Below are 24,588 nucleotides of genomic sequence, written 5' to 3' on the forward strand. Positions count from 1 at the left end.
TCTCACACCCTCACGTACGGCAAACCCGGCTCGTACGTGGTATCGATTTGCTTGACGCGCAAGACCGGCAGAAAATAATTCCCCACAAGAGAGCATTAATTACCATTTGCGTCCAAATCAATCGGCGAGTGGTTATGTATTCATTCCGATGATTGATTGCCGCATAGTATTATGACGTCGCAGCCTCCGCCGATGCGACATCGCTTGCGAAATTTTTTCAATCGCCGCCAAAAAAGCGAAAACGCGCGGACTTCGCCGCGCGTTTCGTGTTTGGTTGGACGGCCACTTATTTTGCGGCAGCGTCCGTAACGTCGTGTGTCCAGGCGCCTGACGGCTCCTTGTTGATGATCTTCTGGTCGAGAAGAGCCTTAGCGGTGCGATCGTAAAGCGTGGTGTCGAGCGTGCCCGTACCGTCGCCGATCAATTTGGCGACTTCGCCCATCATGCGCTTCTGATGGTTCTCGTCCTGCCCGCCGTTATCCACGACGATCTCGGCTGCTTCATCCGGGTTGTCGACCGCGTATTTCCAGCCCTTCATCGATGCCTTGACGAACTTGACCATCTTTTCCTTGAAGGCGGGATCCTTGAGCTTGCTTTCCATCGCATAGAGGCCGTCCTCGAGAAGATCGTTGCCCATCGCGGTATAGTTGAAGACGAGCAGGTCTTCCGGCTTGAAGCCGGCATCGATCGCCTGCCAGTATTCATTGTAGGTCATGACCGAGATGCAGTCTGCCTGCTTCTGCAGGAGCGGCTGAACGTCGAAGCTCTGCTTCAGAACGGTAACGCCATCCGGACCGCCTTCAGTCTTGAGGCCAAGCTTGTTCATCCAGGCGAAAAACGGATACTCGTTGCCGAAGAACCAAACGCCAAGCGTGTGACCCTTGAAATCGGCTTCGGTCTTGATCGGGCCGTCCTTGCGGCAGATCATCTCCATGCCCGACTTCTGGAAAGGCTGGGCGATGTTGACCAGCGGAACGCCCTTTTCGCGGGCCACGAGCGCGCCGCCCATCCAGTCGACGATCATGTCGGCGCCGCCGCCGGCGATGACCTGCTCAGGCGCGATATCCGGGCCGCCCGGCTTGATGGTGACGTCGAGGCCCGCCTCTTCGTAGTAGCCCTTTTCCTTGGCGACGTAATAGCCGGCGAACTGGCTCTGCGTGACCCATTTCAGCTGCAGCGTTACCTTGTCGGCAGCCATCGCCTGGGCTGCCGCGAGCGACATCGCGCTCGCCATCATCGCAATAATCAGTTTTTTCATTTTCTTTTTTCCCTCTGAAGTTATGCCCCAATCCCATTTGCGGGAACAAAGCGACGCCTAGCCACCACGGATAGACGGATGCCAGAACGTCACCGCCCTTTCGGCGAGGGCGACGACCCCATAGAAGAGCGAGCCTGCCAGCGCCGCAACGGCGATTTCGGCCCAGACCATATCGACGTTCATGCGGCCGATTTCGGTGGAGATGCGAAAGCCCATGCCGACGATCGGTGTTCCGAAGAATTCGGCAACGATGGCACCAATCAGCGCCAGCGTCGAGTTGATCTTCAGCGCATTGAAAATGAAAGGCATGGCGGCGGGAAGCCGGAGCTTCAACAGCGTCTGCCAGTAGTTCGACGCGTAGGTGCGCATCAGGTCGCGCTCCATGTTGCCGGATGCGGCCAGTCCGGCGACGGTGTTCACCAGCATGGGGAAGAAGGTCATGATGATGACGACGGCGGCCTTCGACGGCCAGTCGAAGCCGAACCACATGACCATGATCGGAGCGACCCCGATGATCGGCAGCGCCGAAACCATGTTGCCGATCGGCAGCAAGCCGCGGCGGAGGAACGCCACCCGATCGGCAAGGATGGCGACAGCAAAGCCGGCGGCGCAACCGATGACATAGCCGATCAGCACCGCCTTGAAGATCGTCTGCCGCACGTCGTCGAACAGGATCGGCAGCGAACCGGCGATCCTGGCGCCGATCGCACTCGGCGGCGGAAGGAGCACGAAAGGAATGCCGAAGCCGCGGGTCGCCGCTTCCCACAGGATCAGGATCCAGGCGCCAAAGATCGCCGGGATCAGCAGCCGCAGGAACGAGCTTCCGAGCTTCGAGATGGGTTTCAACGCGGAGAGCACTGCGACGCAGCGCCAGGCGAGCAACCAGCAGGCGGCGATCAGGAAGAAGAAGGATTTGGTCGCCATGCCCTCGTTGCCGCCAATGCCGGAAAGCAGCATCCATGCGGCCGCGTGCGTGCCGATCAGTAGCGCCATCGCGGAAGAGGCCGGCGGCAGCGGCACGATGGACATGAGCGCGGATCCGGCGACCACGGCAATGATCAACGTCACCGTTCCGTCGGTGAAGGGGTGGGCAGCGCCCTCGTTGAGAAGCGGCAGCGATATCACGGCCGCGATGCATAGAAGGAGCGCAATCAAAGCCTGCCACGAGATGCCCGGAAATTTCATGCCGGCCTCCCGCCCATGGCGCGATCGACGATTTTCGCCACCAGACCGACGATCGCAACGAGCATGGCCGCCAACACCGAGCCTGCGACAAGGGCCGCCCAGATATCGATCGTCTGGCTATAATAGGAACCCGCTAGCAGCTTAGAGCCGATACCGGCAACGGCGCCCGTCGGAAGCTCGCCAACGATGGCGCCGACGAGACTTGCGGCAATCGCCACCTTCATCGAGGTGAAGAGAAAGGGGATGGAGGCCGGGACGCGCAGCTTCCAGAATGTCTGCGCCGGCGTGGCATTATAGGTGCGCATCAGGTCGAGGTGCATGATTTCCGGCGAGCGCAGGCCCTTCACCATGCCGACGGCGACGGGGAAGAAGGAGAGATAGGTCGAGATCAGCGCCTTCGGGATCAGGCCAGTAATGTTGATCGCCCCGAGCACGACGATGACCATCGGCGCGATCGCCAGGATCGGCACCGTTTGCGAGGCGATGATCCACGGCATCAGGCTACGGTCGAGCGCCTTGATATGCACGATGCCGACGGCGATCAGGATGCCGAGTAGCGTGCCGAAGGCGAAGCCGAGGACCGTCGAGGACAGGGTGACGCCAGCATGATAGACGAGGCTGCGATTGCTCGAGAGTTTGCGCAGGAAGGTGTTCTCGAAAAAGTTGCTCGCCACCTGGTGCGGCGCCGGCAGGACCGGTTTCGGCTGTGACAGCGTCTTGCCGATAAATTCCATCGTGGTCGGGGTGATGTTGTTGCGGGTATCCATGTCCCGCTGGAAGGGCGCATTCAGGAGAACAGCCGCGACATACCAGACGGCGATCAGTGCCACGAGGATGGTGAGGACGGGGACGATCTTGTCCTTGAGGGTGTCGGGTTTCATGCCGCTTGCTCCTTCAAAAATGGAGCGGCGTACTTTTGTATTTCGAGGAATACGTAGTCAGGCCCATCAAGCACTTGGGCATTGTCGAAACGGAGCACGTTGAAGCCTTCGTTCTTCATGAATGTATCGCGACGAATGTCGTGGCTGCGACCGGCTTCGGTCTCATGGCTATCGCCGTCGACTTCGATGACAAGGCGTGCCGACAGCCAGGCAAAATCGGCGATGTATGGGCCAATTGGGGTTTCACGCCTGAACCGGGCGCCAAAAGGGCGTAAATCGCGCAACATGTCCCACATCGCGGCTTCGGCCTTGGTCAATTCTCTGCGAAGGCGTTTTGCTCTTTCGCGGGTTTTGGAGGGGATGTTCGAGTGGGGCATTCAGAGGCCTTCCCTTTTGCTTGGGGCGAAAAACCCCTCCCCACCCCCTCCCCACAAGGGGGAGGGGCAGGTCTGCCGCACCCTCGAAGCCTGCCGTTGAACGAGAAGGGGTGTCGCTAGTTTGCCCCTCCCCCTTGTGGGGAGGGGTTGGGGAGGGGTCTTTGCTCCGAGCGGCCTACTCCTCATAGCTATGCCCCGCTCTCAGCCCCTCGCGAACGCGGTGGGCGATGGCCAGGAATTCCGGCGTCTCGCGGATGCCGAGCGGGCGCTCGGCCGGGAGCGTCGAGTCGATGATGTCGGTGACGCGGCCGGGGCGTGGCGACATGACGATGATCTTCGTCGAGAGATAGACGGCTTCAGGGATCGAATGGGTGACGAAGCAGATCGTCTTGTTGGTGCGCGCCCAGAGCTTCAAAAGCTCCTCGTTCAGGTGGTCGCGGACGATTTCGTCGAGTGCGCCGAAGGGCTCGTCCATCAAAAGCAGATCGGCGTCGAAGGCCAGCGCGCGGGCGATCGAGGCACGCTGCTGCATGCCGCCGGAAAGCTGCCAGGGAAATTTCTTTTCAAAGCCCGAAAGGTTGACGAGATCCAGCGCCTCGGCGATGCGCCGCTTCTGGTCGTCGGCCGCATATCCCATGATCTCCAACGGGAGCGCGATGTTCTTGTCGATCGTGCGCCAGGGATAAAGTGCGGGCGCCTGGAAAACATAGCCATAGGCGCGCGCCTTGCGCGCTTCCTCAGGCGTCATGCCGTTGACGGTGATCTCGCCCGAGGTTTTCCGTTCGAGATCGGCGATGACGCGCAGGAACGTCGTCTTGCCGCAGCCGGACGGACCGATGAAGGAGACGAAGTCGCCCTTGCGGACATCCAGATCGACATTGCTCAGCGCATGCACCGGCCCGTCATTTGTGTGGTAGGTGAGACAGAGATCCTTAGCGGATACGACGGACGCTGCTTGCATCGATGCTTGACCAATCCTGTTATTCCCGCCTGCAGCGGTTTGCGTGCTATGATTGTCACCGTTTTCTGTTGTAGCGGCAAAATTCATGGAGAATGACGATGGATGCGAAGTCAAAGCCTACCTGCCACATCATTCGCCCGAGCCATGCCTATGACGGCAAGCAGGGGCTGAGCTACTTCGAAGGCATTGCCGCGGAAACGGTCGGCGCGAAGGGCATCTGCATGCATCTTTTGACGATCCCGCCGGGCGTTCGCGCCAAGGCGCATCTGCACGAGGCGCATGAAACGGCAATCTACATGCTCTCCGGCGAGGCCCACACGTGGTACGGCGACCAACTGGAGCACCATGTGGTCGTCCATGCCGGCGAGCTTTTCTATATTCCGGCCGGTGTTCCCCATCTGCCGGCGAACCTCAGCAGCACGCCTTGCACCGCGATTATCGCACGGACGGACCCCAACGAACAGGAAAGCGTCGTGCTGCTGCCGGAGTTGGATGGGCTGGTGCAGGAGCGATGAGGCCAAGGATCACACCCCGCTTGCCGGAATGCCTGATCGTTCGACCTTGCGCGGCGCGGTGATTTCCTTCCAGGTCGAGAGCGCCTTGCTGACAGCGGTGACCGGCTCGCGCCTCACGAACTCGCCGTGGCCTTCCTGCGTCTTGATCGCGTCCTCCTCGATGGCCACGACGCCGCGCGTCAGCGTGTAGCGCGGCAGGCCGGTCACTTGCTTGCCTTCGAAGACGTTGTAGTCGATGGCCGACTGCTGCTTCTTCGCGGAGATCGTCTTCGAGCGTTTCGGGTCCCAAACGACGATATCGGCATCGGCGCCGACGAGGATCGCGCCCTTCTTCGGATAGATGTTGAGGATCTTGGCGCTATTCGTGGAGGTCACCGCGACGAATTCGTTCATCGTCAGGCGGCCGGTGTTGACGCCGTAGGTCCAGAGCATCGGCATGCGGTCTTCGAGGCCGCCGGTACCGTTCGGGATCTTGGTGAAATCGCCGACGCCGGTGCGTTTCTGGTCGGTCGTGAAGGCGCAATGGTCGGTCGCCACGACCTGCAGCGAGCCGGAAGCAAGGCCGGCCCAGAGGCTGTCCTGATGCTGCTTGTTGCGGAACGGCGGCGACATGACGCGGCGGGCGGCGTGATCCCAATCCTTGTTGAAATATTCCGTCTCATCGAGCGTCAGGTGCTGGATCAACGGTTCGCCGTAGGCCCGGATGCCCTTCTGCCGGGCGCGGCGGATCGCTTCGTGCGCCTGTTCGCAGGAGGTGTGGACGATATAGACCGGGCAGCCGGCCATGTCGGCGATCATGATCGCGCGGTTGGTCGCCTCGCCTTCGACTTCTGCCGGGCGCGAATAGGCATGCGCCTCCGGGCCGTTGTTGCCGTCGGCCAAGAGTTTCGACTGCAGTTGCGCGACCACGTCGCCGTTTTCGGCGTGCACCAGCGGCAGGGCCCCGAGTTCGGCGCAGCGCTGGAAGGAGGCGAACATTTCGTCATCGTTCACCATCAGCGCGCCCTTGTAGGCCATGAAGTGCTTGAAGGTGTTGATGCCCTTGTCCTGAACGACGGTCTTCATTTCGTTGAAGACCTGCTCGCTCCACCAGGTGATCGCCATGTGGAAGGAATAGTCGCAGTTGGCGCGCGTCGACTTGTTGTCCCACATGGTCAGCGCTTCGAGCAGCGACTGGCCGGGCGAGGGAAGGGCGAAATCGACCACCATGGTCGTGCCGCCGGAAAGTGCGGCGCGCGTGCCGCTTTCGAAATCGTCGGAGGAGTAGGTGCCCATGAAGGGCATTTCGAGATGGGTGTGCGGGTCGATGCCGCCCGGCATGACGTAGCACCCGGAAGCGTCCAGCGTTTCGTTGCCCGAGAGGTTCTGGCCGATCTCGACAATCTTGCCGCCGTCGATCTTAACGTCCGCCTTGTAGGTCAGGTCGGCCGTGACGATGGTGCCGCCCTTGATGACTGTGCTCATGGCTGCTGTTCCTTATTCTCTTTTGCGAATGAGGCCGGCGAATAGAAGCCGGATGCTCGGTCTACCTCAAGCCGCTGGCTCAGCGCGGCGAGAATTGTCTCAAGCACCGAGCGGCGTTCACGTGAAATTTCACGGTTCCAGAAACGCAGCACGGCATAGCCATGCGAGTTCAACCAGTCCGTGCGCTTCCTGTCATTCGCGCTGTCGGCATGCTGGAAGCCATCGACTTCAATGACAAGCCGTTGCTCGCGGCAGAGAAAATCCACGATATAAGGACCAAGCGGAACCTGTCGCGCGAACTTGTGGCCGTTCAGCCTGCGGGCACGAAGATCGCTCCACAGATGATATTCCTCTTCAGTTTCATTCTGACGAAGTTGCCGTGCTTGCGCCGTTTTTCCCGGCCGGCGTTTGGTAGCGTCGTCCTTCGGCATTCGTGGCACCCCCTCATCCGACCCTTCGGGCCACCTTCTCCCCGGCGGGGAGAAGGGAAAAACCGAGGCCTCAGCATCTTCTCCCTTCTCCCCTCGGGGAGAAGGTGCCCGAAGGGCGGATGAGGGGGCCGCGAACTCGGCGCTTGCCATCACCCGACGATCTCCGCTGTCTCGAGCACCGCGTGGAACAGCACGTCCGCACCGGCGCTCGCCCATTCCTTCGATATGTCTTCCGCCTCGTTGTGCGACAGGCCGCCGACGCAGGGGCACATGACCATCGTGGTGGGCGCGACCTTGGCGGCCCAGCAGGCGTCGTGGCCGGCGCCGGAGATGAGGTTCATGTGGCTGTAGCCGAGCCTTTCGGCCGCGTTGCGCACGGCGGTGACCAGCTTCGGGTCGAAGGTCACCGGCGCGAAATGGCCGATCGCCTCGATAGAGCATCCAACGCCGAGCGCGTCGGTGATCTTCGGCGCTTCGGCCTCGATCTTGGCGCGCATGCGGTCGAGCTTTTCCTTGTCCGGCGAGCGGATGTCGACGGTGAAGACGACCTTGCCGGGCAGCACGTTGCGCGAGTTCGGCGTGAAGAAGACCTGGCCGACGCCGCCGACGGCGCCCGGCTGGTTCTCCACGGCAACCGCCTGAACCATCTCCATGATCCGCGCCATGGCAAGCCCGGCATTGACGCGCATATTCATCGGCGTCGATCCCGTATGCGCTTCCCTGCCGGTCAGCGTGAATTCCAGCCACCAGAGGCCTTGACAGTGCGTGACCACGCCGATCTGCTTGTCCTCGGCTTCGAGGATCGGGCCCTGTTCGATGTGGTACTCGAAATAGGCGTGCATCTTGCGGGCGCCGACTTCCTCGTCGCCGAGCCAGCCGATGCGCTTCAGCTCGTCGCCAAAAGTCTTGCCTTCCGGATCCTTGCGGCCATAGGCGTATTCGAGCGTATGCACTCCGGCAAAGACGCCGGATGCCAGCATGGCCGGGGCAAAGCGCGCGCCTTCCTCGTTGGTCCAGTTGGTGACCACGATCGGATGCTTGGTCTTGATGCCGAGATCGTTCATCGTGCGAACGACCTCAAGCGCACTGAGCACGCCGAGGACGCCGTCGAATTTGCCGCCGGTCGGCTGGGTATCGAGATGCGAGCCGACATGGACGGGCAGCGCATCGGGATCGGTGCCGGGGCGCGTCGCAAACATCGTCCCCATCTTGTCGACGCCGACCGTTAAGCCGGCGTCTTCGCACCATTTGCGAAAGAGGCCGCGGCCCTCGGCATCGGAGTCGGTCAGCGTCTGGCGGTTGTTGCCGCCGGCAATACCGGGGCCGATCTTCGCCATGTCCATGAGACTGTCCCAGAGACGGTCCCCATTGACGCGCATATTCTCACCTGGCGCTGCCACCATGTCTGAAAATCCTCACCTGTTTTTCGCCGTCATGCCAGGAGCATGCGCCGTCTGTTCCCATCGTCAATTCCCGGCGCGCTTGTTTGTTTTGTTACGCCGGAAAATCCGCAGTTGCCTTTGTTTTGCACCTGACAGATAATTTGACCGATTGGTAAACATTACAGCTTCCCGCGCCGGGCTCAAGACGAAAATCAGGAAAAATACAGCCAAAATTGCAGGCAGTTGCTCAAAATGACGGCAAGGTGAGCCGTCTGGGCGAAGCAACTGAATTCCAAGGGGAAATGAGAGCCAGATGGCAATTCCGAGAGCAGCGAAGACCCAGCGGCGCACACGTATTCAGGAGGAAAAGGAAGAGCAAATTCTGGAGGCGGCTCTCGATGTGTTTTCCGCCAGGGGTTTCCGCGGCTCGACCATCGACCAGATCGCCGAAGTGGCCGGGATGTCGAAGCCGAACTTGCTCTACTACTTCCGCACCAAGGAGGCGATGCACCGGGCGCTGATCGATCGGGTGCTTTATACGTGGCTGGAGCCGCTGCGCGCCTTCGATGCCGACGGCGATCCGGAATCGGAAATCTGCAACTATATCCGCCGCAAGCTGGAAATGGCTCGCGACTTTCCCCGCGAAAGCAGACTGTTTGCCAACGAAGTGCTGCAGGGCGCCCCGCATATAGAAGACGAATTGAAGGGTCCGCTGAAGGAACTCGTCGACGAGAAAGCCGAGGTTATCCGGACCTGGGCAAAAGCGGGAAAGATCGCCGAGTGCGATCCGTACCATCTTATCTTTTCCATCTGGTCGACGACCCAGCACTATGCCGACTTCGATGTCCAGGTCCGCGCCGTTCTTGGCCAGGAGCATGCGGGGGCAGGGCGCTTCGAGGATGCCGGGCGTTTCCTCGAGCAGCTCTTTACCAGCGGGCTGGTCCGGCCGGCCTGATCGAACCTCCGCCGCGCTGCCGTTTACCCGGCCAGGCGGCGGGCCGCTTGAAGCGTGAGGCGGATGGTTTCCGCAATACGGCGTTCTGCTTCGGAAAATGGCAGTGAGCGTCCGCGCACCATTTCAGACCAGGCCTCGAAGCGCTTGCGGGGCGTCAATGCCGGATCGCCAGAGGCGTGCTGCACCGTGTTGGGCGGATCGCCCGCCCAGCGCACCGTACGCAGGATTTCCTGGCGGAAGAATATCACGTAATCGCTTGGCGACCGCGAGATCGGAATGGCAAGAAGCCCGGCTGCGTCGCCGTTCGCCGCGGCGTCGGGGCAGAATTCGGCGAGGTGATCGGTCGCAAGGACTTGGCCGGATGTGCGATTCAGCGTCTCGACCAGCGCCGGAAATTGCACTTGTGAGGGTGTGAGCCCCCGCACTGCCACGCGGCCATTGATCCAGACGGCAACGCCGTCAACAGGGACGGCGTCGGCGATGGCTTCGTTCAGCCACGCCGCGTCAGCGAGCAAGTCCGCATTGTCCGTAACGGCAGTCAGCAGCCGCTCGACGGTCCGCCGTGCCCCGGTCTCCAATTCGAGAGCCCGCTGCCGTTCCCGGCTTTCCAGCCGCGACGCGAACATCTGGCCGAAGAGTTCTGCCGCGGAGCGGCGCTCGAAGGACGGAAGGCGAGCGGTGTAATGATGGCAGGCGAGGAGGCCCCACAGATTGCCGTTCACCATGATCGGCAGCCAAAGCGAGGCTACGACGCCGATGTTTTTCAGATATTCGGCGTGGACCGGCGAGACCGAGCGCAGGATCGCCAGGGAGAGATCGGTCGTCCGACCATGCTCGTCGACCTCGGGCACGATCGGAACCGGCGCAGTTTCGACATCGGCGATAACACGGAAGATATTGCGGGTATGGAGGGCGCGCGCCTCGGCCGGAAAGTCCGAAGCCGGAAAATGAAAGCCAAGGAATGATCCGATGGCAGGCCTTGCGGCTTCCGCAACGACTTCGCCCGACCCTGTGTCATCGAAGCGGCAGACCAGGACGCGATCGAAACCGGTGATGCCGCGCGCCTGCCGCGCAGCCTCGCGTAAAAACTCTTCCGGCGTCTGCGCTTGATCCAGCCGGGCCATGATCGCGCGGATCGATATCGTTGAGCCGCCCTGGCGCCCATCTTGAGAGGGTTCGCCCTCGATGATGATTTGGCCGTCGCTGAGGTGTAGAGCCACGTCGAAGGCAGGACCACCATCGGCAAAGGCGATGCAGAACAGCCGCTCGACAATGCCTGGACCGCGCATGACGGACAGCCGGTTGCGGATGGCGTGCAGCGTCTGGGGCATGATGATGGCGGAAAGCGGCTGCCCGAGCGCGTCCTTGTAGCTTATGCCCAGAAATTCTTCGAGATTGATCGAAGCGCGCATGATCTTCCAATCGGAGGAAGCCACAATCAGGAAGCCGAAAGGCTGGATAGCGCCGAGCTGGTAAAGCTGCGCTCGGTCATAATTCGTCGGTTCGAGTTGACGGGAAGGTTCGCTCACGAGACAGGCAACTCCAGGTCCATTTCAGCAGCCGTGCATAGCGGCCGGTTCGGGATCAGCCATTCAATATCGACCTGCTCCAGCGCGCTCTGAGCGAGATGCCGCATCTTCCACACGATTTCTTGGCTGCTGCTTCATTCCGGCGTCACAAGGCAAGGCATATATGGCGGGAATCCGCTATATCCAGTGAATACATCAATAAGTTGAGATGGTTCCCCCGCTTTTCCCGTTAGCTCATGAGAGGCGGCAGGTTTGCCGCCAACGGGGCCGCAGCGTCGACTTCCGCTGAAGCAGTCCTTCGTCGCTAAGCCGGTCATCAAGCCGCTTGCGGCTGGGTAAAAATTGCTTTGTCAAAATAGACAGTTATGCCGTTTTCGCGCTAACGTGTGATAAAATATATTTTCCGGAAAGCAACATTATACTAATGTAGTACTTGCATATCGGGTGGTGGTAAAAAGTAATATCTTTGGGAGGAATAGTATGTCTCAAGCAGCGGCCTCGAAGAAGCGCATCTTGACTTCAGGTGATCTGACTATGTTGGACGGTTTGCTCAAGGATTGGTGCGACGATCGCGGTTATGACATTTTGAACATAGAGGCACAGGAGGCTGCGCAGGAGTTGACGATGTGGTTTGAGTTTGGGGTTGATCGACCGGATCAACTTCGGGAGCTGCTTGCAACACGTTGAATTGCGAAGCCTGCAATCAACCTAGCAGGATACTAGAATACGTAGAAAGCAACGCCGCGGAGCGATGGTTTCCGCGGCGTTGCTCGTTCATCACTCCGCGGCCTGTCTTGCCATCGGATTGTTCGGATGGGTCGTCCAGTTGGCGTAGGTGCTTTCCACTACACGGCCTGTGCGCTCGTCGAGAGCGCCTGCAGGCAACTGCTCCATGGTGATGCAGTTCTCGACCGGGCAGACATTGACGCAAAGGTTGCAGCCGACGCATTCCTCTTCCAGCACCTCGAAATGGCGCACGCCGTTGACGAACTGCGTGATCGCCTGATGCGAGGTGTCCTCGCAGGCGATGTGACAGCGGCCGCATTTGATGCAAGCCTCCTGGTCGATCTTCGCCTTGGTGATGTAGTTGAGGTTCAGGTACTGCCAGTCGGAGAGGTTTGGGACGGCGCGGCCGGTGATGTCGTCGAGGTTCCTATGGCCCTTGGCATCCATCCAGTCGGAGAGGCCGGATATCATCTCCTGCACGATCTTGAAGCCGTAGGTCATCGCCGCCGTGCAGACCTGCACATTGCCGGCACCGAGGGCCAGGAACTCCGCCGCATCGCGCCAGGTGGTGATGCCGCCGATGCCGGAGATCGGCAGGCCGTAGGTTTCCGGATCGCGGGCGATCTCAGCGACCATATTCAACGCGATAGGCTTGACGGCCGGACCGCAATAGCCACCGTGGCTGCCCCGGCCGTCGATCGACGGCTCGGGCGAGAAAGTGTCGAGATTGACCGCGGTGATCGAGTTGATCGTGTTGATCAGCGATACGGCATCGGTACCGCCCGCCTTGGCGGCGCGCGCCGGCTTGCGGATGTCGGTGATATTCGGCGTCAGCTTGGTAATGACAGGCATGCGCGTGTACTGCTTGCACCAGCGCACGACCATTTCGATATATTCCGGCACCTGCCCGACAGCCGAGCCCATGCCGCGTTCGGACATGCCGTGCGGACAGCCGAAATTGAGCTCGATGCCGTCGGCGCCCGTCTCTTCGACGAGCGGCAGGATGGCCTTCCACGCATCCTCGGTGCAGGGCACCATGATAGAGGCGATCAGCGCGCGGTCGGGCCAGTTCATTTTCACCTGCTTCATTTCGCGCAGGTTCGTGTAGAGGTCGCGGTCGGTGATGAGCTCGATGTTGTTCAAGCCAAGCAGACGGCGGTCGGCACCCCAGATCGCGCCGTAGCGCGGACCGTTGACGTTGACGATCGGCGGGCCTTCTTCGCCGAGCGTTTTCCAGACCACGCCGCCCCAGCCCGCCTTGAAGGCGCGCTCGACATTGTAGGCCTTGTCGGTCGGCGGTGCGGAGGCGAGCCAGAACGGGTTGGGGGATTTGATGCCGACGAAATTGTTGCGGAGATCAGCCATTGTTCATTCTCCCCTTCACGCGACAGCAACGGTTGACTGCGCATCGGCAGTCAGCATGTGGTTGATGGATTCGGCAGCATCGCGGCCCTGCGCGACCGCCGAGACGGTCAGATCATCGCCGCCGAAAACGCAGTCGCCGCCGGCCCAGACACCGTCGAGCGAGGTCCGGCCTTCGCCGTCGACTGCGATGCGCCCGGATTCCATGCGAACTGTCCCGAGGCCGGACGCCTCGAAGGTCTGGCCGATCGCCTTGAAGATCTGCTCGGCGGCAATGACGCCGGTCTCGCCAGTCGTGACGAGGCGGCCTTCGACGAGTTTGGTGTATTCCACCTCGATCGCTGCCACCTTGCCGTCCTTTGCAAGAATGGACTTCGGCGCCAGCCAGTGGCGGATGATGACGCCCTTCGACGTGGCAAGATCCTGCTCGAATTCCGAGGCGTTCATATGTTCCTTGCCGCGGCGGTAGCAGATCGTCACCTCTTCGGCGCCGAGCAGCTTGGCCTGCACGGCGGCGTCGATCGCCGTCATGCCGCCGCCGAGAACAACGACGCGGCGGCCGATCGCAATCTCCGCCTTGTCCTTCGCCTGGCGGAGCGCCGCGATGAAATCGACAGCATCGTCGGCGCCCGGCAGGTTTTCGCCTTCGATGCGGAGCGCATTGACGCCGGCCAGTCCGATGCCGAGGAAGACGGCGTCATACTGCGACTGCAGATCCGCGAGCGAGAAATCACGGCCGAGCTGTTGCCCGTTGCGGACTTCGATGCCACCGATCGACAGCACGTAGTCGACTTCCTTCTGCGCGAAGTCGTCGACCGTCTTATAGCTGGCGATGCCGTATTCGTTCAGGCCGCCGGATTTCGGCCTGGCGTCGTAGATGACAACCTCGTGGCCTTTGACGGCCAGGCGGTGCGCCGCAGCCAGACCTGCCGGACCCGCGCCGACGACGGCGATCTTTTTTCCGGTGGAGGCAGCGCGGGTGTAGAACCGCTTGCCTGCGTCCATGGCTGTATCCGTCGCGTAGCGCTGCAGGCGGCCGATCTCCACGGGCTTTTCCTCTGCCGTGTTGCGTACGCAGGCCTGTTCGCAGAGCTCTTCGGTGGGACAGACGCGGGCGCACATGCCGCCGAGGATGTTCTGGTCGAAGATCGTCTTTGCAGAGCCGATCGGATTGCCGGTGGCGATCTGGCGGATGAACAGCGGAATGTCGATCGAGGTGGGACAGGCCGTCATGCACGGCGCGTCGTAGCAGAAATAGCAGCGGTCGGCGGCGACCAGCGCCTCATGCTTGTCGAGGCGCGGATGCAGATCGGAAAAATTAGCCTCATACTCGGCGGGCAAAAGCCGGCCGGCATGGATCCCAGTTTCCAGTCGTTCCATTGAAGTTCCCTCATTATTGGTAAACGGCTAGTGAGGGAAAGCGTAACTCAGTATCAAAAATTTATCAAACGGTAAAATTTTGATACTGATCACCAGTTAAGTAGCTGATTATTTTGCCAAATGCATCGCGCGATCAACAGCCAAAACGCCTCTTGCACGGCCCGAAGTTGATGCGCATCGAAAAAAATCTCTTGAAAATGTATTTTTTTTCATAACCGCCGGAACCAAAGGTTAACGGCGTCGTTTAGGCGACATCCAGATGATGATCGCATCGACCCAACATGCGCGCCCCCAACTCATCATCTGGATTACTCACGGTCCCCTCCCGATGAGTGAAAACAGCCAGTGCGCCGCCCTCGCACTGGCTGTTTTGATGTGCGCGCGGCTGAGTTAGGCGCGCTTCAGAATTTCGAATTCCGTCTCGGGGATCTGCAGATAATATTCGATGCGGCCCGGGAGCAGTTTCAGTTCCGCCTTGCCGTTCATCGATGATGGGACGACGCGTTCCAGCACGCTCCTGCCGAAACTGTTTTCGCTGAACTCGTGAATGTCCGTACGGTTCGGGAGGACTTCCACCCAGGCCACCTCGATCGCCTTCCTGCCGTTCAGTTTGACTTCCTTGCAGTTCAGCGTGATCGATGATGCGCCGCCGGCGATCGCGCCATAGGAGGCCGAATTGACGATGAGTTCATGAAGGGCGAGCCCAAGATGCACGGCGGCATTCGGCGTCAAATGGGCATTGATGCCGAAGATCGGCATGGACCCTGCCGTTTCCGGCCAATAGGGTGCAAACTGCTTTTCCGCCAGGTCAAAGAGATAGGCGCCGCGCCAGCTCGAATCCGTGATCAGGTCCTGTGAGTTCGAGAGCGATTGAAGGCGCCCGCGAAACTTCACGAGGAAGCTATCGAGCGACAGTGTATTGCGCGCCGTTTGGGTCGCTATGCCCTGGATGATCGCGAGCAGATTCTTCGAACGATGCGAGAGTTCGCGCAGCAGTGATTTCAGCACCTTTTCACGGTGCCGCATTTCGGTCACTTCGGAAATGACCGAGAGAATGCCAAGGAAACCGTCGCCGTTGACGCGCTGGACCTTCAGTTCATAGGTTCGGATCTCGCCCTCGACGTCGAGATCGATTTCGGCATTGGTCGCCGAACCGGTTTCGAGCACGTTGGACTTCAAGACCCCCAGGTAGTCGCCATGCACTTGACCGAAAAGATCGCCGTCTCTGCCGCCGGCGAAGTACCGTTCGGCGAGGTGGGGCGGCAAGTTTTCGGCATAGGAAAGTGCCAGCGTGGCATCCTGGAACAGAATCGAGATTCCGGCGCTGCTCAACGCCCGCTCCATCATCGCGGACTTGCCTTCGAGCGCGAAGGGCCTCCCGGTTAGTGGTTCCGTCGTATTCACCTAGCCGCCGTCCCTTCGATCCTTCTGGTGCAGCTGGAAAGAGGTTGCCGTTCAGGAAACCCGCCGGTCATGCTACGCGTAAGCGTTGCAAAAACCGTTAAAGGCGCTACCGAAGCCACCAGCTAACTGGGAACGCCTCGTTCTTCGCTTTGTTCCGTCGCTTTGGCGGCTAAGCCTCATGCGGCAACCTTGTTGGATTCATTGAAAAATAGCGCCTGGCTGATCAATGCTTTGACCATGTCGGGATTGAAGGGCTTGGTGACGAGGAAGGTTGGTTCGGGCCGCTCGCCCGTCAAAAGGCGTTCGGGGAAGGCCGTTATGAAAATCACCGGCACGCTCGATGTCTTCAGAATGTCGTTCACGGCGTCGATGCCTGAGCTGCCGTCGGCGAGCTGTATATCGGCAAGAACCATGCTCGGCTTGGTCTTGTTGTAAAGTGCCACGGCTTCCGTGTGCGTGCGGGCAATGCCGGTGACCTTGTGGCCGAGGCTTTCCACCATCTGCTCGATATCCATCGCGATCAGCGGTTCGTCTTCGATGATCATGATATCGGTGGCAACCTGACGCGATATTTCCTGCGAGGCAGTGTCGAGCAGGGTCATGATTTCCTGTTCCTCGATATCGAGAATATCGGCAATTTCGCCGACGCGAAAATTCTCGACTGAAGCGAGGATGAAGGCCTGGCGGGCTAGCGGAGAGACCTTGGCCAGGTTCACCGTCGCACGCTGTTCCCAGGCGTACGGCGAAGCCGGCTCGGGAATCTGGACGGCGGTGGAACCAAAAAGTTGCGTGAACAGTTTGTACAGTGCGACACGGTCGTTCGCGGTATCCGGAAAAATCGATATGTCGGCGATGATCGCTTCGAGAACTGCAGCAACGTAAGCATCGCCTGACGTCTGGGTGCCGGTAAGTGCGCGGGAATAACGACGCAGATAAGGAAGGTGCGGCGCAATTCGAGTAGAAAGTGTCATTAAAAACTCCCGTCGGTAGGCCATATCTGGCTTTAATGTTGTGAAAACGCCGCGCTGTCAAAAAAGTTCCAGCAGCTGCGGAACTTTTGATCCGGCCCTGCATTATGATCGCGACAGATGAGGGCGTATCGCATTTTGAGCATGGTAACCGGCAGAGATTTTTCACACCGACCGTTTCGAAGCGGTAGCCGGTGTTGCCGGCGTCTCAAGCCGCCGCGAACAAGTATCGCGCCTTCAAACAGAGACAACCGGCGAGAAGCGACGAATTAATGACAAAACAGCAAAAAAATGAACAGAACAAGCAGCGGCTGGACATGCGCGCAAGCGACATCCTCGACCCAACCAACCAGATTGGCATCAAACTGCGCTCTCTTTACGCGGCCGTTCAGGAGGAGGCGATCCCCGACCGTTTTCTCGATTTGCTTGAAAAGCTGGACGAGGCAGAGATGATGGCGACGGCCAAGGTGGCCGAGTAGGGGCGCGCAGATGGCTAAAGTTGAACCAAGCTTCAAACGCGAATTGCTGGCTGCCTTGCCGAGCCTGCGCGCTTTCGCGATTTCACTGATCGGCCGGCACGATCGTGCCGACGACCTGGTGCAGGACACCATCATGAAGGCCTGGGCAAAGCAGGACCACTTTGAGATGGGCACCAACATGAAGGCCTGGCTTTTCACGATCCTGCGCAACGAGCTTTACAGCCAGATGCGCAAGAGCGGCCGCGAGATCCAGGACAGCGATGGGTTGTTCACCGAGTCGATGGCCATGCACCCGTCGCAATACGGCGCGCTCGACCTGCAGGATTTCAAAAAGGCACTCGATCGATTGCCTCCCGACCAGCGCGAGGCCATCATTCTCGTCGGCGCCTCAGGCTTCTCTTATGAAGAGGCCGCCGAGATTTGCGGGTGTGCGGTCGGAACGATCAAGAGCCGCGTCAACCGCGCGCGACAGCGCCTGCAGGAGTTGCTGCAGATCTCAGGCGAGGCAGATTTCGGTCCGGACGCGACCTCTGCGCCGCTGACTTCGAAAGCCTTCGCTTTTTGATTGCTACGAGTTTGATGAGTGAAAAAAGCCGGCGCTACCGCCGGCTTTTTGCATTTCTAGTCGCGGCGCTTGGAGCCCATAAGGGTCGACGCAATGAGCGCGGTCAGCACACCGGCGGTCAAGAGCGGCTGCGAGCGGACAAGGCCGATGCCGATTGCAGCCATCGACTCCATTGCCTGGCGGCGTTCGCGTTCCCGGCGGGCTTCCCGTGCATTGATGATCGCCATGACGATCAGCACCACGATGCCCAGCAGCAGGGCGCAGGCGGCAAGGAAGAGGACGGCACCCACGGCTCCGTAGATGCTTTCCAGCCATATCGCCAGGGCTGTTACCGCCAGCACATAGGCGGTCAGAAAGAAGAGTGCGGCGGCGGCGATAAAAATGCCGCTGCGCTTTGTTCGCGCAATGGTCCTGTGAACGCCGTCCCCCACGAGCAGGCCAAGGATCGGAGCGAGCATCAAACCTCCTTAACGGCGCACGAGGAATGCAAGCACAAGAGCAACGGCGGCAGCCGTTCCAATTGCCGCAACCGGGTGGCTTCGCACGGTATCGCGAACTTCCGTGGCGCCGCGCGTATAACCCTCCTGCAGGTCGCGAAGCAGGTCTTCGCCGCGCGCGATGAGTTCATCATAGCCCGCCGCCGCCTGATAGCGTGACCTGTCGCCGTAGCGCCGCGTATTCTTGCTGACGAGCTTGGTTAAAGTCGCGATTTCGTCGCGCAGACTTTCGATCTGATCCTCGATCGTGGATTCGATGTCGTGAAGCGTTCCGTTGCCAGAACGTCCGCGAGCGGAGTGGAAGAGGGAAGCCATGATGCTCTCCATCTGTGAGGCGCAGAAAAGGCGCCGGTTTCAACGAGGTCTGAACCGGAGGTGGCATTGACCCAACTAATCGAGCGTCAAACGCGTGGGGCAATCAAAAGTTCCGGTCGGGATCGCCAAGTCGGGGGTGGTGTCGCTCCTCGAAATCGCCTGCCTTGGAGCGTGGCAGGCCGAGCTGGAGCGCCATGCGGAGGCAAAAATGACCGATTGTAAAATATGATCTTTGGAGTCAACTTTATACTTTACCGCAGAAATCAAGTTTAATAAGGTGCCGCTCGCACACGCAGGAAGCGTGTGACGGTCAACGGGCGAACGGGTGGTAAATGGCTCGCAAGGCGAAGAAGGGATCAAACCAGGGCAACCGCATAACTGCGGACGCGCCAGCGCAAGCGGCGCAACGGGGCCTGGGACAATCCAAACCGGGTGTCCGCAGTTTCCTCTATGTCGGCGGCCGCGATTGCCAGGTGGCGCATCTTCGCCAGATCGCGAGCAGCTTCGGCGCCGAGCTGATCCACCATGATGGCGGCCTGCGGGAAGCCGTTTCCCGCATCGACACGGTCCTTCCCTCCGTCGATTGCGTGTTCTGCCCGATCGACTGTATCAGCCACGATGCCTGCCTGCGTGTGAAGACCGGCTGCAAGAAGTTCGGCAAGACGTTCATCCCGCTGCGCAACGGCAGCAAATCGAGCCTCGAGCGTGCGCTGCAAACCATGAACGAAAGAGACAGTTCCCGATGACAGATCAGCCCTTCCAAGGCTTCATGATGATCGGCCTGCACAAGCTCGCCGCGCAGAATGGCGACGGCCTCGTGCCCGAGCTCTACGACCTCCTGACGGAAAATGCCGCTCGCCGGGAACTCTATCCGAACGTGATGGAGTTTCCCGTGTGGGAAGCGCGCCAGTCAGGCGAAATCGCGGATCGCCCCCTTGGGGACGAGGCGGCGAACGGCGATAATGTCGTTGCCTTTCCCAAAGTGCGCGCGAAAGGCAGGAAGACGTAAGGAGGTCCCGATGTATATTGCCATGAACCGCTTCAAGGTCGCGAGCGGCGCGGAGACGGATTTCGAAAATGTCTGGCGCAACCGTGACTCCAGCCTGGCGCAGGTGCCGGGCTTCGTGGAGTTCCGGCTGCTGCGCGGCTCGACGAATACGGAGGAAGGCTACACGCTCTTCGTCTCGCATACGATCTGGCAAAGCGAGGAAGACTTCCTGAACTGGACGAAGTCCGAGAACTTCCGCGCCGCGCATCGCAATGCCGGCGAGAACAAGGTCATGTACAAGGGGCCGCCGGTGTTCGAAGGATTTAACGTCGTAGACGGAATCTGAAGAGGCAACTACGGCACAGCTGTATTGGCGCCCGACGGTTGACCGCGTCAGCGGCGCATCAAGCCACCTGCGGCGACCGCCAGCCAGCCGAGCATCATCGCCCAGCCGCCGGTTGGCGCTGCGTAGGGGAAAAGCCCGTGGCCCGTGAAGCGCAGCATCACGAGATCGCCCGCAAAAAGCGTCGTTCCGACGATCATCAGCAAGCCAGCGAGCACGGCAGTTTTGATCTTCTCCATGCCGATACCCAGACCCAACAGGGCAGGGGCATGCGCCAGGCACATCGCGGACGCGGATGCTGGCAGGGCGGCATCGCCCCCGCCATGCGCCGCGACGGCGGCAAGCGCCACGCCGGCAAAGCCAAACAGTCCGGCAAAGACGAAGAAAAGCGGGACGACGCGTGCGTTCGAGACCATGCCGGATCCTATTCCTTGTTCTGCATATGATGCGCAAGCCGTTCGATCGGCGGCCAGACGATGTCGCGCAGCTTTTCGTTGGCGATGGTTTCGTCCATCGCGCGGCGGAAGCATAGCAGCCATTCGTCGCGCTCGACTGGGCCGATCTCCGCTACGAAGTGTCGGCTGCGAAGGCGCGGATGGCCGCGCTTGTCGGTATAAAGCGGCGGGCCGCCGAGATACCCGGTCAGATACTCGTAGAACTTTTCCTCGCTGCCTTCGAGGCTGGGCGGATGAACCGCGCGGACATGCTTTGCCTCCGGCAACGTGTCTATCAGTTCATAGAAGCGATGCGACAAGGCGCGCACCGTCTGCTCGCCTCCGATCGCCTCATAGAGGGTGATAACCTCTTCCGTCACAACACTATCCTTGAAGTCCGATCCTTATTGCACTGCCGCTGCTGAATTCGCAACCCGATCGCCACCGCCGCGTCATTTCGCGCCAGAGTCCCAATATGGGTGCGGAGAATAAGATCTCGATTGACAAAACCGTCCAGACGGTATTTTTATAAGCAATGTCAAACGCTCATCATCGCAAGAAGCAGCCTGTTCTGGTGCGCCGGCAATTGCTGGACGTGGCAGCGCGCCTTGCGGCGAAACAGGGAATGGCTTCGGTAACGCTCGATGCGGTCTCCGGAGCGTCCGGGGTCAGCAAGGGCGGATTGCTGCACCACTTTCCGACGAAGAACGCGCTGCTGGATGCACTGTTCGAAAGTCTCCTCGAACGCTTCGACGAGGAGCTGGATGAACGGATGCGCGCAGATCCGCTTCCGCACGGACGCTTTACGCGCGCCTATCTCCTCGCCTGCGCCAGCATCAGGGAGAAGCGGGACGATTCCAGCCAGTGGGCGCAAGTGACGATTGCGATGCTGGCGGAGCCGCGGCTGCGTGAACGCTGGCGGCAATGGGTGCGGGAGCGGGCGGACGAATATGTCGGCACCGACTCGTCACTCGACGCGCAGATGGTGCGCTTTGCGGCGGATGGTCTCTGGCTTGCGGACATGACGGAAAGTCACGAGATCGATGCCACCGAGCGCGGCGCGCTGATCGCTCGCCTCACCGAACTCACGACGCGCTAGTTTTAAGGACAGAACCATGAGCCCAAGTGCCGTCTACGCACTGCTCTTTGCAGCAATCGTGCTGGAAGTCATCGGCACGACCGCCCTGCAGCTGTCACAGCAGTTTACGCGGCTGTGGCCGAGCGTGCTTCTCGTCGTCTGCTATACGGTGGCCTTCTATGCTTTGTCGCACACCCTCAAGGTCATTCCCGTCGGAATCGCCTATGCCATCTGGAGCGCATTGGGGATCGTGCTGATTTCCGGCGTCGGGCTTGTGTGCTTCAAGCAGCGGCTCGATCTGCCCGCAGTGATCGGACTTGCGCTGATCGTTGCCGGCGTTTTGATCGTCAATATCTACTCGAAATCCATTTCGCATTGATTTCGCTACCGTTCTTCCTATTCTTATTTTTTTCGCTGTCAAAATAACGTCAAATGTCTATGTGTTCCTCTTAACGCGGAGGAGTGAGGGTGCCATCGGCATCCTTCCAAAGCGCATCGACTATCCACCCAGCCTTTTCAGAATTTGCGTCCGGAGGAGCACCGACAATGGCCATTCGCACTGTCGTTTGGGGTGAAAACATCCACGAGAACACCAATGCCGTCGTCAAGGGCATCTATCCCGAGGGCATGCATACGACCATCGCCAATGCGCTGAACAGCGATCCGGCAATCAAAGCCACGACCGCGACCCTGCAGGAGCCGGAACACGGGCTTTCCGAAGCGCGGCTCGCCGAGACCGATGTCCTCATCTGGTGGGGCCACAAGGACCACGGCGCGGTCTCCGACGAAGTCGTCGAACGCGTTGCCAAGCGGGTCTGGGAGGGAATGGGGCTGCTGGTGCTGCATTCCGGACATTTCTCGAAGATATTCAAGCGGCTGATGGGCACACCCTGCGCGCTGAAGTGGCGAGAGGCGGGCGAGCGTGAGCGGCTCTGGGTCATCAATCCCCGCCATCCGATTGCCGCAGGTCTCGATGAGAGCTTCATCCTCGAGAATGAGGAAATGTATGGCGAGCAGTTCTCGGTTCCCGAACCCCTGGAGACGGTCTTCATCTCCTGGTTCCAGGGCGGCGAGGTGTTCCGCTCAGGCATGACCTGGCGGCGCGGCGCGGGCAACATCTTCTACTTCCGCCCCGGCCACGAAACCTATCCGACTTATCACGACGCCAACGTCCGCAAGGTGCTGATCAACGGCGTCAAATGGGCCTATAACCTGCAGCCCGCGTTGACGACCATTACGGATGCTCCAAATGTGCCGGTGGAAAAAGCGCTGGAGCCGATCGAGGAGCGCGGTCCCAAATTGCACCAGGCCGGCGAAGCCGGTTACCGCTGAGGAGAATTCATGCGACTACTGGTACTTGGTACGGGCGTCATGGCGAAGAACCAGATGCGCCATTTCGCCAACATGGAGGGCGTCGAGGTCGTTGGCGCAGTGGACACCGATCCCGCCCGCCTGAAGCACTTTGCTGACGAACTCAAAATCGAAAAGCGCTTCCTGACATTGGACGAGGCTTTGGCCTGGGGCGATTTCGATGCGGTGACCAACATCACGCCAGACCGCGTCCACTATCCGACGACGATGGCGCTGATTGCCGCAGGCAAGCATGTGTTCTGCGAAAAGCCGCTGGCGGAAAACTACCCGAAGGCTCTGGAGATGACGGAGGCAGCCGAACGGGCCGGCGTCATCAACATGGTGAACCTCACCTATCGCAACGTTGCGCCGCTGCAGCGGGCGCGCGAGATGGTGCTTGCCGGCGAGCTTGGCACGATCAAACACGTGGAAGCATCCTATCTGCAGAGCTGGCTCGTTTCGCGTGCCTGGGGCGACTGGCGCACGGAATCGACCTGGCTCTGGCGGCTTTCGACCGGTCACGGCTCGAACGGCGTGCTCGGCGATGTCGGCATTCACATTCTCGACTTCGCGGCCTATGGCGCGGCAACGGACATCGACCACGTGTTTGCTCGCCTCAAGACCTTCAACAAGGCGCCCGGAGGCCAGATCGGCGAATACCTTCTGGATGCGAACGACAGCTTCACGATGTCCGTCGATTTCGCCAACGGTGCACTCGGTGTCATTCACGCCAGCCGTTGGGCAACCGGTCATCTGAACGAGCTGAAGCTGCGCATTTACGGCGAGAGAGGGAGTCTCGAGGTCAGCCATCGTCCGGCCGGATCGGAACTGCGCGGCTGTCTCGGCGACGATGTCGAGAGCGCGACCTGGAGGGCAATCGAGGTTCCGCCGGTGCCAACCAACTACCAGCGCTTTGCCGATGCGGTCAGGAGCGGCCTGCAGCCGGATCCGAACTTCCGCCACGCCGCCAACCTGCAGAAAGTACTGGATCTTGCCATGATTACCGAGCGCGATCGGTGCGAACTCAAGGTCTGATGATGCCGATTTTGAAGTCTATAAAAACCGCCGCTCTTACGAACGGCGGTTTTTGCTAGCCGGGATAAGGCTTATTGGATGACCTGAACAACGCGGTGTGTGCTCGGTTCGACGATCACACGCTGGTTGTTGACGACCGTATAGGCGTATTTCGGATTTTCCGGCACCGGGATGACCTGTACGTCCGCCGGAAGCGGCTTGCCGACAACGATCGGTTGCTTGATGATGACAGGGGTCGGCGGAGCCGGCTGCGCCTCGACATAGGTCACAACCTCACGCGGCGGCGGATCGATGATCGCGCCGGCCACGGCGCCGGCAACGCCACCCACAGCGGCGCCCACAGGCCCGCCGACAATTGCACCCGTAACGGCTCCACCGGCAGCTCCGGTAACGGCTCCGCCAGCCAACGCATTCGTGGCTAGGGACGACAGCGCCAGGGCGCTGGAGACAAGTAGGATCTTGTACATTTTGCTTTCTCCTTAGCTCGAGTCTGCAAAGAAGAAACGGAGGGGGAGGGCGGTTGTTCCCCTATTGCGAGTGTGTCGGAATCACGCTTGCAACGCCACGGTTACATGGCGTGAGGCGGCGGAAGCATTGCCCTGCGACCAAAGAAAATCGACTAACGCCTTGCCGATGGGGCGATCGGCGTCGGGCCTGCCGGGCCATTTGGGCTGCCGTGAGACCGTCCGGAGTATGAGGCTTCATCCTTTTGGAGAGATATCCAAT

Annotated in this window: 29 protein-coding genes and 1 pseudogene; 12 read left to right on the forward strand and 18 right to left on the reverse strand. The window is 60.2% G+C overall.

Going from position 1 to position 24,588, the window contains the following annotated elements:
* Positions 1-286: 286 nt before the first annotated feature.
* From HGP14_RS24740 to HGP14_RS24760, 5 genes are all read right to left on the reverse strand, one after another.
* Positions 287-1,258 (reverse strand): ABC transporter substrate-binding protein, encoded by a 972-nt coding sequence (locus HGP14_RS24740; protein WP_168832514.1) that lies wholly within the window; start codon positions 1,256-1,258, stop codon positions 287-289.
* 57 nt (positions 1,259-1,315) lie between these two features.
* Positions 1,316-2,443 (reverse strand): ABC transporter permease, encoded by a 1,128-nt coding sequence (locus HGP14_RS24745; RefSeq protein WP_168832515.1) that lies wholly within the window; start codon positions 2,441-2,443, stop codon positions 1,316-1,318.
* Complete coding sequence (locus tag HGP14_RS24750; RefSeq protein WP_168832516.1) at positions 2,440-3,324, reverse strand: ABC transporter permease; 885 nt, start codon at positions 3,322-3,324, stop codon at positions 2,440-2,442. The genes HGP14_RS24745 and HGP14_RS24750 overlap by 4 nt, the downstream gene beginning before the upstream one ends.
* On the reverse strand, positions 3,321-3,641 hold the full coding sequence (locus tag HGP14_RS24755; RefSeq protein ID WP_246704573.1) for an endonuclease domain-containing protein: 321 nt from the start codon (positions 3,639-3,641) through the stop codon (positions 3,321-3,323). Before HGP14_RS24755 ends, HGP14_RS24750 begins: the two co-directional genes overlap by 4 nt.
* Before the next feature lie 235 nt (positions 3,642-3,876).
* Positions 3,877-4,662 (reverse strand): ABC transporter ATP-binding protein, encoded by a 786-nt coding sequence (locus HGP14_RS24760; protein ID WP_168832518.1) that lies wholly within the window; start codon positions 4,660-4,662, stop codon positions 3,877-3,879.
* Positions 4,663-4,760: 98 nt separating this feature from the next.
* On the opposite strand from HGP14_RS24760, the gene HGP14_RS24765 reads away from it, so the two are divergent.
* Positions 4,761-5,177: a cupin domain-containing protein gene (locus HGP14_RS24765; RefSeq protein WP_168832519.1), complete on the forward strand. Its 417-nt coding sequence runs from the start codon at positions 4,761-4,763 to the stop codon at positions 5,175-5,177.
* Positions 5,178-5,186: 9 nt separating this feature from the next.
* Here the strand turns inward: HGP14_RS24765 and hydA are convergent, their stop codons facing one another.
* The 3 genes from hydA to HGP14_RS24780 form a co-directional block, all read right to left on the reverse strand.
* The gene (gene hydA / locus HGP14_RS24770) at positions 5,187-6,641 is read right to left on the reverse strand and encodes a dihydropyrimidinase (protein WP_168832520.1); all 1,455 of its coding nucleotides are present in this window, start codon (positions 6,639-6,641) and stop codon (positions 5,187-5,189) included.
* Positions 6,638-7,072 (reverse strand): endonuclease domain-containing protein, encoded by a 435-nt coding sequence (locus HGP14_RS24775; protein ID WP_409527101.1) that lies wholly within the window; start codon positions 7,070-7,072, stop codon positions 6,638-6,640. The genes hydA and HGP14_RS24775 overlap by 4 nt, the downstream gene beginning before the upstream one ends.
* 149 nt (positions 7,073-7,221) lie before the next feature.
* Positions 7,222-8,475, reverse strand: coding sequence for a Zn-dependent hydrolase (locus HGP14_RS24780; RefSeq protein ID WP_168832522.1), 1,254 nt, complete (start codon positions 8,473-8,475; stop codon positions 7,222-7,224).
* 292 nt (positions 8,476-8,767) lie between these two features.
* Here HGP14_RS24780 and HGP14_RS24785 point away from each other — a divergent pair, with 292 nt between their 5' ends.
* Positions 8,768-9,409, forward strand: coding sequence for a TetR family transcriptional regulator C-terminal domain-containing protein (locus HGP14_RS24785; RefSeq protein WP_168832523.1), 642 nt, complete (start codon positions 8,768-8,770; stop codon positions 9,407-9,409).
* A 50-nt stretch (positions 9,410-9,459) separates the two neighbouring features.
* On the opposite strand, the pseudogene HGP14_RS24790 reads toward HGP14_RS24785, so the two are convergent.
* A pseudogene (locus HGP14_RS24790) lies at positions 9,460-10,938 on the reverse strand (GAF domain-containing protein); the annotation flags it as partial.
* Positions 10,939-11,418: 480 nt separating this feature from the next.
* On the opposite strand from HGP14_RS24790, the gene HGP14_RS24795 reads away from it, so the two are divergent.
* Positions 11,419-11,625, forward strand: a complete 207-nt coding sequence (locus HGP14_RS24795; protein WP_168832525.1) for a hypothetical protein — start codon at positions 11,419-11,421, stop codon at positions 11,623-11,625.
* Positions 11,626-11,715: 90 nt separating this feature from the next.
* On the opposite strand, the gene preA is transcribed toward HGP14_RS24795, so the two are convergent.
* The 4 genes from preA to HGP14_RS24815 all read right to left on the reverse strand — a co-directional run bounded on the left by preA (position 11,716) and on the right by HGP14_RS24815 (position 16,781).
* Positions 11,716-13,029, reverse strand: a complete 1,314-nt coding sequence (gene preA / locus HGP14_RS24800) for an NAD-dependent dihydropyrimidine dehydrogenase subunit PreA (RefSeq protein ID WP_168832526.1) — start codon at positions 13,027-13,029, stop codon at positions 11,716-11,718.
* A 15-nt stretch (positions 13,030-13,044) separates the two neighbouring features.
* Positions 13,045-14,406 (reverse strand): NAD(P)-dependent oxidoreductase, encoded by a 1,362-nt coding sequence (locus HGP14_RS24805; protein ID WP_168832527.1) that lies wholly within the window; start codon positions 14,404-14,406, stop codon positions 13,045-13,047.
* A 390-nt stretch (positions 14,407-14,796) separates the two neighbouring features.
* Positions 14,797-15,750: a sensor histidine kinase gene (locus tag HGP14_RS24810; protein ID WP_168832562.1), complete on the reverse strand. Its 954-nt coding sequence runs from the start codon at positions 15,748-15,750 to the stop codon at positions 14,797-14,799.
* Positions 15,751-15,986: 236 nt separating this feature from the next.
* On the reverse strand, positions 15,987-16,781 hold the full coding sequence (locus HGP14_RS24815) for a response regulator (protein WP_168832528.1): 795 nt from the start codon (positions 16,779-16,781) through the stop codon (positions 15,987-15,989).
* Between the two features lie 269 nt (positions 16,782-17,050).
* Here HGP14_RS24815 and HGP14_RS24820 point away from each other — a divergent pair, with 269 nt between their 5' ends.
* Together HGP14_RS24820 and HGP14_RS24825 are read left to right on the forward strand one after the other, a co-directional pair.
* Positions 17,051-17,257, forward strand: coding sequence for a NepR family anti-sigma factor (locus tag HGP14_RS24820; protein WP_168832563.1), 207 nt, complete (start codon positions 17,051-17,053; stop codon positions 17,255-17,257).
* A gap of 10 nt (positions 17,258-17,267) precedes the next feature.
* Positions 17,268-17,822, forward strand: a complete 555-nt coding sequence (locus tag HGP14_RS24825; protein WP_168832529.1) for an RNA polymerase sigma factor — start codon at positions 17,268-17,270, stop codon at positions 17,820-17,822.
* Positions 17,823-17,878: 56 nt separating this feature from the next.
* Here HGP14_RS24825 and HGP14_RS24830 read toward each other — a convergent pair whose 3' ends face one another.
* Both HGP14_RS24830 and HGP14_RS24835 read right to left on the reverse strand, forming a co-directional pair.
* Positions 17,879-18,280, reverse strand: a complete 402-nt coding sequence (locus HGP14_RS24830; protein WP_168832530.1) for a hypothetical protein — start codon at positions 18,278-18,280, stop codon at positions 17,879-17,881.
* A 9-nt stretch (positions 18,281-18,289) separates the two neighbouring features.
* Positions 18,290-18,634, reverse strand: a complete 345-nt coding sequence (locus HGP14_RS24835) for a DUF883 family protein (RefSeq protein ID WP_205927321.1) — start codon at positions 18,632-18,634, stop codon at positions 18,290-18,292.
* A gap of 332 nt (positions 18,635-18,966) precedes the next feature.
* Between HGP14_RS24835 and HGP14_RS24840 the strand changes: the two genes are divergently transcribed.
* From HGP14_RS24840 to HGP14_RS24850, 3 genes are read left to right on the forward strand one after another with little or no spacing between them, the layout of a single operon-like run.
* Positions 18,967-19,380 carry a DUF2325 domain-containing protein gene (locus HGP14_RS24840; protein WP_168832531.1) on the forward strand — a complete coding sequence of 138 codons (414 nt, stop codon included), beginning with the start codon at positions 18,967-18,969 and terminating at the stop codon, positions 19,378-19,380.
* Positions 19,377-19,643 carry a hypothetical protein gene (locus HGP14_RS24845; protein WP_168832532.1) on the forward strand — a complete coding sequence of 89 codons (267 nt, stop codon included), beginning with the start codon at positions 19,377-19,379 and terminating at the stop codon, positions 19,641-19,643. The genes HGP14_RS24840 and HGP14_RS24845 overlap by 4 nt, the downstream gene beginning before the upstream one ends.
* A 10-nt stretch (positions 19,644-19,653) precedes the next feature.
* Complete coding sequence (locus HGP14_RS24850) at positions 19,654-19,968, forward strand: antibiotic biosynthesis monooxygenase family protein (protein ID WP_168832533.1); 315 nt, start codon at positions 19,654-19,656, stop codon at positions 19,966-19,968.
* A gap of 47 nt (positions 19,969-20,015) precedes the next feature.
* Here the strand turns inward: HGP14_RS24850 and HGP14_RS24855 are convergent, their stop codons facing one another.
* Together HGP14_RS24855 and HGP14_RS24860 are read right to left on the reverse strand one after the other, a co-directional pair.
* Positions 20,016-20,381, reverse strand: a complete 366-nt coding sequence (locus tag HGP14_RS24855) for a DUF423 domain-containing protein (protein ID WP_168832534.1) — start codon at positions 20,379-20,381, stop codon at positions 20,016-20,018.
* Between the two features lie 8 nt (positions 20,382-20,389).
* The gene (locus HGP14_RS24860) at positions 20,390-20,779 is read right to left on the reverse strand and encodes a group II truncated hemoglobin (RefSeq protein WP_168832535.1); all 390 of its coding nucleotides are present in this window, start codon (positions 20,777-20,779) and stop codon (positions 20,390-20,392) included.
* A 155-nt stretch (positions 20,780-20,934) separates the two neighbouring features.
* Here HGP14_RS24860 and HGP14_RS24865 point away from each other — a divergent pair, with 155 nt between their 5' ends.
* The 4 genes from HGP14_RS24865 to HGP14_RS24880 all read left to right on the forward strand — a co-directional run bounded on the left by HGP14_RS24865 (position 20,935) and on the right by HGP14_RS24880 (position 23,862).
* On the forward strand, positions 20,935-21,498 hold the full coding sequence (locus HGP14_RS24865) for a TetR/AcrR family transcriptional regulator (protein ID WP_168832536.1): 564 nt from the start codon (positions 20,935-20,937) through the stop codon (positions 21,496-21,498).
* Positions 21,499-21,514: 16 nt separating this feature from the next.
* Entirely contained in the window at positions 21,515-21,856 is a 342-nt protein-coding gene (locus HGP14_RS24870; RefSeq protein ID WP_168832537.1) for an SMR family transporter, read from the forward strand.
* Between the two features lie 167 nt (positions 21,857-22,023).
* Positions 22,024-22,809, forward strand: a complete 786-nt coding sequence (locus tag HGP14_RS24875) for a ThuA domain-containing protein (protein WP_168832538.1) — start codon at positions 22,024-22,026, stop codon at positions 22,807-22,809.
* A gap of 9 nt (positions 22,810-22,818) precedes the next feature.
* The gene (locus HGP14_RS24880) at positions 22,819-23,862 is read left to right on the forward strand and encodes a Gfo/Idh/MocA family protein (RefSeq protein ID WP_168832539.1); all 1,044 of its coding nucleotides are present in this window, start codon (positions 22,819-22,821) and stop codon (positions 23,860-23,862) included.
* Between the two features lie 71 nt (positions 23,863-23,933).
* On the opposite strand, the gene HGP14_RS24885 is transcribed toward HGP14_RS24880, so the two are convergent.
* Positions 23,934-24,329, reverse strand: a complete 396-nt coding sequence (locus HGP14_RS24885; protein WP_168832540.1) for a DUF1236 domain-containing protein — start codon at positions 24,327-24,329, stop codon at positions 23,934-23,936.
* Between the last annotated feature and the right edge of the window lie 259 nt (positions 24,330-24,588).

The sequence above is a fragment of the Rhizobium sp. P32RR-XVIII genome, assembly GCF_012641395.1.
Lineage (GTDB): Bacteria > Pseudomonadota > Alphaproteobacteria > Rhizobiales > Rhizobiaceae > Rhizobium.